The 7965-nt window shown below is 56.6% G+C and carries 4 protein-coding genes and 1 pseudogene; all 5 read right to left on the bottom strand.

Annotation, left to right across the window (positions count from 1 at the left end):
• Window positions 1–65 precede the first annotated feature (65 nt).
• A pseudogene (locus tag B3729_RS00305) lies at window positions 66–194 on the bottom strand (general stress protein); the annotation flags it as partial.
• A gap of 647 nt (window positions 195–841) precedes the next feature.
• Window positions 842–1189, bottom strand: a complete 348-nt coding sequence (locus B3729_RS00300) for a DUF2934 domain-containing protein (protein ID WP_286786703.1) — start codon at window positions 1187–1189, stop codon at window positions 842–844.
• Window positions 1189–3993, bottom strand: coding sequence for a malto-oligosyltrehalose synthase (gene treY / locus B3729_RS00295; protein WP_286786702.1), 2805 nt, complete (start codon window positions 3991–3993; stop codon window positions 1189–1191). The genes B3729_RS00300 and treY overlap by 1 nt, the downstream gene beginning before the upstream one ends.
• Window positions 3990–6065: a 4-alpha-glucanotransferase gene (gene malQ, locus B3729_RS00290; RefSeq protein WP_286786701.1), complete on the bottom strand. Its 2076-nt coding sequence runs from the start codon at window positions 6063–6065 to the stop codon at window positions 3990–3992. Before malQ ends, treY begins: the two co-directional genes overlap by 4 nt.
• Window positions 6062–7861, bottom strand: a complete 1800-nt coding sequence (gene treZ, locus B3729_RS00285; RefSeq protein WP_286786700.1) for a malto-oligosyltrehalose trehalohydrolase — start codon at window positions 7859–7861, stop codon at window positions 6062–6064. The genes malQ and treZ overlap by 4 nt, the downstream gene beginning before the upstream one ends.
• Between the last annotated feature and the right edge of the window lie 104 nt (window positions 7862–7965).

Genomic DNA, 7965 nt, shown 5'->3' with positions numbered 1-7965 from the left:
ATTCTTTTCCGCCTTTTTAATAGTGAGCCGCACAACTTAGTAACGAGTCGGAAGATCAACACCTTTTATTTGGAACCGCCCTTGCGGCCGGCTTCAGCTGCACGCTCACGGTCGTTGGCAAAGTTGCCTCCGCTATTACGGCCACCTTTACGTCCGGCTTCGGCCGCTCTTTCACGATCATTGGCAAAATTACCAGGATTGTTGTTCTTGGCAGTCATGAATTTACCCTCACGTTGGTTTCTGGAAATAGCAGTTATTACCGCTATTAACTGCTAACCCTTCACTGTATGGGATAGCCTCATGAGGCTACGGTTCACCCGCTAGAGCCCACGGCTGACGAGCGGTCCAGGCCTTTTTTGGATGCTCATCGCTTGCTTAAATGGTAGGTTGAGAACATTACCTGCAAATAGATGGCGCATGGTAAGACCTATTTATTTGAGTCTTAACTGATTAATTAAAATCCGCCGTGTGTGGATTGGCATTTAGTTGGCAGCAATTAGGCTCGGAAGTTAACCAGCCGTCTAGATCGCGTGGTTCAAACTCAATGCAGCTAGGCATCTTGGCAGGATTGTCACTTACGATCGGGTCAGGTTGAGGAACTTCAGGACGGTGTGCCATGGCATCAATTCTCATAGGATTAAAATTACACCCGAACACCTTGAATCGAGTGCTGGAATTGATACGCAGAGGTAAGGCTAGTTCCAGCCTTTTATCGGCTGTTGATAGTATCCGGATAAAAGGTATATGGCCTTTTGATATATATGCAGAGCCACATATCAAAGAGAAAAAGTGTTTACCCCTTCTGCTAGTAGCAGAAGGGGTAGAGACATTAAGGCAGGACTTACTCTTTAGGTACGGCCTTGGTACGCGGAGTACGGGGCTTCTTGGGTGCTGCGGCGGCAGCTGTGGTTTTTTCGACCGGAGGCTTTTCAGTCTTGGGCTTGACGGCTTCCTTGACCTTTTCGACCGCTTTCTCGGCCAGCGAGGCAGCCTTGGGCTTGGTTGCACGAGGCTTCTTGGGCTTGGCTACAGGCGCTGCTGCAGCTTCAGGCGCTACACCTTGCTGCTGCTCGGCTTCATAGAGCTTGGCAGCCATTTCCCAATGGCGATGCTCTTGATGAGCAGGGCGACCTTCGGACTCCCAAATCTGGTAGGCGAGCTGCTGAATGCGTTCGGTGCGTTGACTCATTATAATGTCTCTCCTTGTGACAGGTCTTGTGTAATCAATAAACCAAGAGGAAAGCTCGCAAGAAGCTCGCTTAATGAAAGTTCACTCTGTTTCACATGGACAGATGAATGGCTGAAAGTTTCCGTAAAAATTTGATCGATGAACTGTTTTGGCACTTTTACAGAGGTGTCCTGCCATGCTGATGCCTCAAAAGAGGGAGTGGGGTTCTCCCCAATGAAGCGCCAAACGCGCAGCGGTACAATAATGATAGCGGCCTTGCCCTGATACTCACGGGCGAATGCCAGCACGTGGCTCGCCTGTGCTCCCGAGACTTCCAGCGGTATGTACTGGCCCTTGAGAAACACATCCGCATGGGAGGTACGGGCCGCCAGGGTTCTTGCAATTACACTCTGCTTAACGCGGCCATCCTTCCAGCTGGAAAGCAGCTCTGCCGGGGCCTTGGCCTCTTTCAGCGCAGCGATGCGAGGCGGGTAATCCACCGGGCGGCGGTTGTCAGGCTCGACCAGACTCAGATCCCAGAAGTCACATCCCTGATAGAGGTCCGGTACACCGGGTGCGGTCATTCTAAGCACCGCCTGGGTCATGCCGTTCAGCGCACCTGCAGGACCGATACGGGCTACCGTCTCGACAATTTCCTTACGAAGTGCCGCGCCTTTTTCACCGGTGATCAATTGTTCCAGGAAATTACGGCACGCTGCTTCGTATTCGGTATTAGGCGTCCACCAGTCTGACTCAAGCTTCTCTTCACGTAAGGCTTTTTCCTGCCAGGGCAGGAGACGGTCCAGATACGCCTGAAGCCCCTGCTTGTCATCGGCTGCCAGATCAAGCGGCCAGCTGGCCAGCAGGGTTTGGTAGAGCATCAGCTCATCACCTGGGGTAGGGGCAGGCTTGTCAGCAAAGGTTCCCCGCAGCGGTGAACCCATCTCCAACCAGCGGGTTGCGGCCTGGGTATAGAGATCAGCCATTTCGGAGATGACCGCGAGGCGTGCGCGTGTGTCTTCGCCGCGTTTGTGGTCATGGGTCGCGGTAGTCAGCATGTTGCGTGGGAACTGCTCGGACCGCAGTTTGCTGCTTGCATGGAACTCTTCTGTGCTCTGGCTGAAGTTCTGTGGGTCGAATCCCACATCGTTGCGCGAGAGCAGGGCGCCTGAGCGGTAACAGGAGGTGTCTTCCACGGCCTTGGCTGCAACGGGTGAGGTCAGCTGCTGGAACTTGGTAATAGCGCGACGCTGCTCGCGACGTGCCACGCTACCCACCGGCTGACGGCAGGGAGCCTTGCCACCCAACCATTCATGCAGCAGCTCCAGTACTGGTAGCTCGGCTTCCGAAAGATTGGGGCGCGCACCGTCTACGGCTTTTTGGAAGAACTTTTCATCCTCACCAGTAAAGCCGGCTGCGCTGGCGTAAGTGCGGTAAACCGGGAAGTAGGTAATCAGCTCAAGCAAGACGCGCCTAATGGAACCCAGGCTGATGTCACGGGTACGCCAGTCCTGCTGAGCCACAACATGCAAGGTATGCGCAGTGGATTCGAATTCACTGGCCAGTGCAGTAGTCACCACGAGGCGGCGCGCCTCACGAACTTCTTCCATGAAGTCGGCTGGGCGTCCGGTCTTTTCAGCCCAGAATTCGTTCAGAGGTTTTTCGCCGGCCGGATCATGCATAACCCCCGACACTTCGTTCATGAACTCATAGCCGGTGGTGCCGTCAATGCCCCAGTCGCCACGCAGGTGCTCGCCCTCGGCAAGGATCTTCTCCACATAAATGGGGAAGCCGCCTTCAGGCGTGCCGTTGGAACGGCTCTGGCAGATCGTATCGATCTGTCGACGCAGCTTGCGGCAATAGCCACGGGGATTGGCCAGACCGTCGATATGGTCCAGGCGCAGACCGTCGATCAAGCCTTCGCCGATTAGTCGGAAAATCATGGCATGCAGCGCGTCGAAGACCTCGGGGCGCTCCATGCGCAGGCCACCCAATTCGGTGATATCGAAGAAGCGGCGCCAGTTGATATCGTCGGAAGCGGTACGCCAGCTTGCCAGACGGTAATGTTGACGCTCCAGCAGCGCATGCAGACGCTCGTGATTGGCCGCGTCGCTTGCATCGAAAGCTGCCAGGCATTGGTCCAGCGCTGCCTTGACTGCAGGGTTTTGACGAGCACTTTCTGCCAACTGGGTAACGGCCTCGTTGGCGCCTTCACGGTCACCCTCGCGGGTCTCGAACGCATCGGCAAACAGGCGCAACTCGGAGGCATCGCTTGCGCGTAGGATATCGGCGTAGGTAGGCGGTGAAATAGGGAAATGGTGCGCGTAGTACTCGACCCGGAAACCGTCTTTCTCATCAAATACCAGCTTCAACTCACCGGCCTGCAGAATGTCACCATAAGCGCCACCCAAGAAAGGCAGCAGTAGCTGACCATGCAATTCAGGGTCGGGGCTGTACCAATTGATGTCGTAGAATTTGGCGTATGGGCTATGGCGTCCCCATTTGAGCACATCCAGCCACCACGCATTCTCCGATCCGCCCACGCTCATGTGGTTGGGTACAAAGTCGACGATCAGTCCCATGCCACGCTCGCGCAGACGGGCAACCAAACGGCGCAAGGCCTCTTCACCGCCCAATTCAGGATTGACGCGGGTAGGGTCCACAACGTCATAGCCGTGAACCGAGCCGGCTCTGGCCGTGGTGATGGGGGAGGCATAGATATGACTGATGCCCAGGTCGGCAAAATAATCGACCAGGGGAATGGCATCGTCCAGGGTAAAGTCCTTGTGAAACTGCAGGCGAACAGTCGCGCGCACTGGGCTCATGATGAGTGGCTCTCCGCTTCTTGACGGGCTGCCGCCAGTAACTGCAGGCGACGCTTGGGGGTTTCGTTATTGAGTAGGGTGCTGGCCTGATCCGGCCAGCGACGGCGCCAATTGGGGTGGCTATCGATGGTGCCGGGCAGGTTGGCTTGTTCTTCCAGGCCCAAGGCATCTTCAACCGGCAGGATAACCAGCGGTGCCGGTGTTTTACCGATATGGCTTATGCAGGCATCCACAGCCGCTTTGGCGCTATCAGGGCTGGTGTCTTTCAGGCCCAATGTCTTGGCCAGGCGCTGGCGATCCTCTGCACGATTCTGCTTTTCTTTTTCTTCGGTGGTGTCTTCCGCCAACTGTTCCAGCCGGGCCTGCCATTCGACATCACGCGCAATCCACCAGCCAGTCATGGTAGGAAGATCGTGCGTCGTGGTCATGGCGATGGAGGTATTGTTCCAATCTTCGATCTCTTTGAAGTTCTGGTCCTCGTCGCGCTCAAACATCAGCACTTGCATGCCCATGATGGACTTTTCCATCAGACGCTCACGAAACCCTTCCGGTACGGTGCCCAAGTCTTCACCCATGACAATACATTCGTTACGCCAGGACTCGATCGCCACCAGACGAAGCATGTCTTGAATGGGATAAGACAGATAGGCGCCATCGGCCGGTGAGGCGCCCTCGGGCACCAGCCACAGTCGTTGCAGACCCATCACATGGTCGATACGTACACCGCCTGCGTGGGCAAAATTCGCCTTGAGCATTTCAAGAAATGCCCGAAAGCCGTGGCGCTGCAGACCAGACGGCGAGAATGCAGAGATGCCCCAGCCCTGGCCGCGCTGGTTGAGCAGGTCGGGTGGTGCTCCAACGCTGACAGACGACAGCAGCTCTTCCTGCCGGCTCCAGGCCTGACTGCCGCCGCCATCTGCGCCTACGGCAATATCAGCAACAAGGCCGATTTTCATACCTGACGCTTGAGCAGCCTTTTGTGCGCTTTCCAGGCCGCGGGCGGCCAGCCACTGCGTGAACGCATAGAACTCCACGTCTTGTGCATGGGTTTCAGCAAACGTGGCGACAGCAGGATTTTGAGGGTCCTGATATTCCTTTGGCCAATGCTGCCAGCTGGGCGCCGCGGTGCCATGGGCAAAGGATGCGTGTAGCGCTTCGAACCGGCAGTGGTTCTCCAGCGCTTCGCCGCCCTGTTGACGGAAGGCCTTGAAATCGTCCTGTAACTCACCGCTTTTCACACGGAAGTCCATGAATAGCGCTCTAAGTACACGAAGGCGAGTCTTCGCCACGGCAGGCCAGTCGACCATTTCCAGCCCTTCCAGGCGGGACCATTCCTGCGCCAGCCCGGTTTTGTCCAACGCATGTTTGAGCGCTTCCTCACCTAGAATCGCGGCGGGTGAAGCATTCAGGATATTGAGAAACATCCGGCTGGAGGGCGAATAGGGGCTGTAACGGTTACCGTCGGCACTGAACATGGCATGCAGCGGGCTAATGGCAACCGCATGAGCGCCCAGCTTAGCTGCCGAGCAAACAAACTCTTCGAGCGCTTTCAGATCACCCAGGCCACCATCCCCGGGACGACGCAGGCTATACACCTGCACGGCCAAACCCCAGGTGCGCGGTTCGGGTTTACCCAGGGCATCGGCAATGCTGTAGCAGCGCTCGGGTGCAATCGCCAGGGTGACCTGCTGTTCGCCTATTTTCAGGGTGTGATAGCCCATGGTGTCGATGGGCGTGAGTTGGCCGTTCCCGTCCACCTTGCCGGTCACGCTGCTACCCGATTCAAGGGTAATCGCATAGGTCTGTCCAGCCTTGAACTGACCTGTCCGGCCGACAGGCTTGTTGCAGTCTCCGGTAATGAGGGGAGGAAGGTTTTCGCTGTCTTCCAGCTCATCCAGTTTGGCCAGGCTAGCCTTGATGTCCGCCTCCGAATCTGCGGGCAAGCCAAGTGCGGCGAGCAGACTACACAAGGCCTCATCCGATACCTGTTGAGGCGTGCCGTCATAGGCATCCCAGTGAATGGAGATGCCAGCTTTTTCTGCTAGTGCGTGCAGTTGGTCAGAATCGTTCATTGAGCATCCTCCAGCCAGGCGAAGGCGGTATGTCCAGCCAGTTGGCCTTGTTCGCGCGTGGAGAGACCGCTATCCGTGCTGGCGAAGAGCAGTCGACCCGGTTGCTTGGCATCGACAGAAACGGCTTGCTCGCTCAGGTTGATTTCCAACGTAAGGCGGGCACCATCACCCAGCGTCCAGCAGGCGGTGACCGCCTTTTCGCCTAACGCTTTAGCCTCTGCCGGACGAGCACCAGGCAGACGCGGAATAATCTCCTGATGGCGAATCTCGAGAAGCTTTTTGTATAGACCGACCCACAAGGCATGATCTGGCTGGTCCGCTTCTCCAAAATTGGGCTTCGAATCTTCAAAGGTGGTAACCGCATTAGGGTCCGGGATCTTTTCCCGGTTTTCCTCATGGGTGAAAAATTCGAAATCCTTGAACTCGTTGCGGCGACCGTCTCTTACCAGCTTGGCTAACTCTTCGTTATGACTGGTAAAGAACAGGAAGGGCTGCCGGCTACCCCACTCCTCACCAATGAAGAGCAGTGGAATCATGGGGCTGAGCAGCAAGAGAGTCGTAGCGGCTTTTAGAGCATCCTCTGGGGCGAGAAGTGTCAGGCGCTCACCAAGGGCACGGTTGCCAATCTGGTCGTGGTTCTGCAGGAAGATGACAAAGGCCGTTGGTTGCAGATGGCTGCTCGGCTCCCCGCGCCCCTTGCCGTGGCGAGTGTCTTCGCCCTGGTAGATAAAGCCCTCGCTCAGGCAACGAACCAGCTTGGCAGTGGCGTCTTGGGTGAAGTCCTGGTAGTACCCTTCGTTCTCGCCGGTAATCATGGGGTGAATCACATTGTGCCAGTCATCCGCCCACTGCCCATCGTAATGTACGCCGCCCAGTAGGGAAGCGGTGTTGTCCTCGTTTTCCAGAACGAGATGCACATGGCGGCCCGGCTCGACCGTTGAGCGAATCTCGTCAGCCATTTCCATCAGGAAACCCTTGTCTCCAATGGCGTGGACCGCATCGAAGCGCAGACCGTCGAAGCGGTATTCCATCAGCCACATCAAGGCATTGTCCTTGAAGTAGCTGCGTACGGCCTGTTGACGGAAGTCAATAGCTGCACCCCAGGGCGTGTGGATGTCTTCACGGAAGAATTTTTCGGCGTAGGCGTGCAGGTAGTTGCCGTCCGGGCCGAAGTGGTTATAGACCACATCAAGGAACACCATAAGACCATGCTCATGGGCCGTATCGATCATGGCCTTGAGATCTTCAGGCGTGCCGTAGGAGGATTCCACGGCGTAGGGCAGCACACCGTCATAACCCCAGTTGCGACCGCCAGGGAATTCGCTCAGCGGCATTAGCTCGATGGCCGTGACCCCGAGTGCAGCCAGCTTGGGCAGAATATCTGCAACGCCTTTGAATCCACCCAGTGTACCGACATGGACTTCGTAGATAACACTCTCGTGCCAGGGGCGGCCGCTCCACTCAGTATGACGCCATTCATAGGTATGCGGATCAATGACAATGCTGGCTTCATGTACGTCACCCGCCTGGGCCCGGGACGCAGGATCGGGAACCAGAAGGTCACCGATACGATAGCGGTAGCGTGTGCCGACACCACAGGCGGCTTCAGCACTAAACCAACCCCCATCGAGGGCTTGCATGGGAACAATCATGCCGCCATCGAGAACTACGTCGACAGCCGTGGCGCTGGGGGCCCAGAAACAGAATTGGGTACGATTGTCGGAGAGAAGAGTGGCGCCAGCCGTGCATTGCCAGGCGTAGCGGTTATTTTTGGACGGGCGTGACAAGTCCTTCATGCGTTCTGTCTCCCAGTGGAGGGCAGGGTAAGGCACGTGGGTGCAGGTTCGGTTTGTGGTGCGCGCTCCCGCCATGAAGGCGGGAGTGTTCTTTCTATGACCAG

It is taken from the genome of Pseudomonas sp. UBA3149, from assembly GCF_002364655.1.
GTDB lineage: Bacteria > Pseudomonadota > Gammaproteobacteria > Pseudomonadales > Pseudomonadaceae > Chryseomonas > Chryseomonas luteola.
This window is presented reverse-complemented; position numbering and strand designations above follow the sequence as displayed.

Excerpts from the sequence above, each read along its gene's own strand:
- treZ (WP_286786700.1), bottom strand. The coding sequence starts at position 7,861 with ATGAAGGACTTGTCACGCCCGTCCAAAAATAACCGCTACGCCTGGCAA.
- malQ (WP_286786701.1), bottom strand. The coding sequence starts at position 6,065 with ATGAACGATTCTGACCAACTGCACGCACTAGCAGAAAAAGCTGGCATC.
- treY (WP_286786702.1), bottom strand. The coding sequence starts at position 3,993 with ATGAGCCCAGTGCGCGCGACTGTTCGCCTGCAGTTTCACAAGGACTTT.
- B3729_RS00300 (WP_286786703.1), bottom strand. The coding sequence starts at position 1,189 with ATGAGTCAACGCACCGAACGCATTCAGCAGCTCGCCTACCAGATTTGG.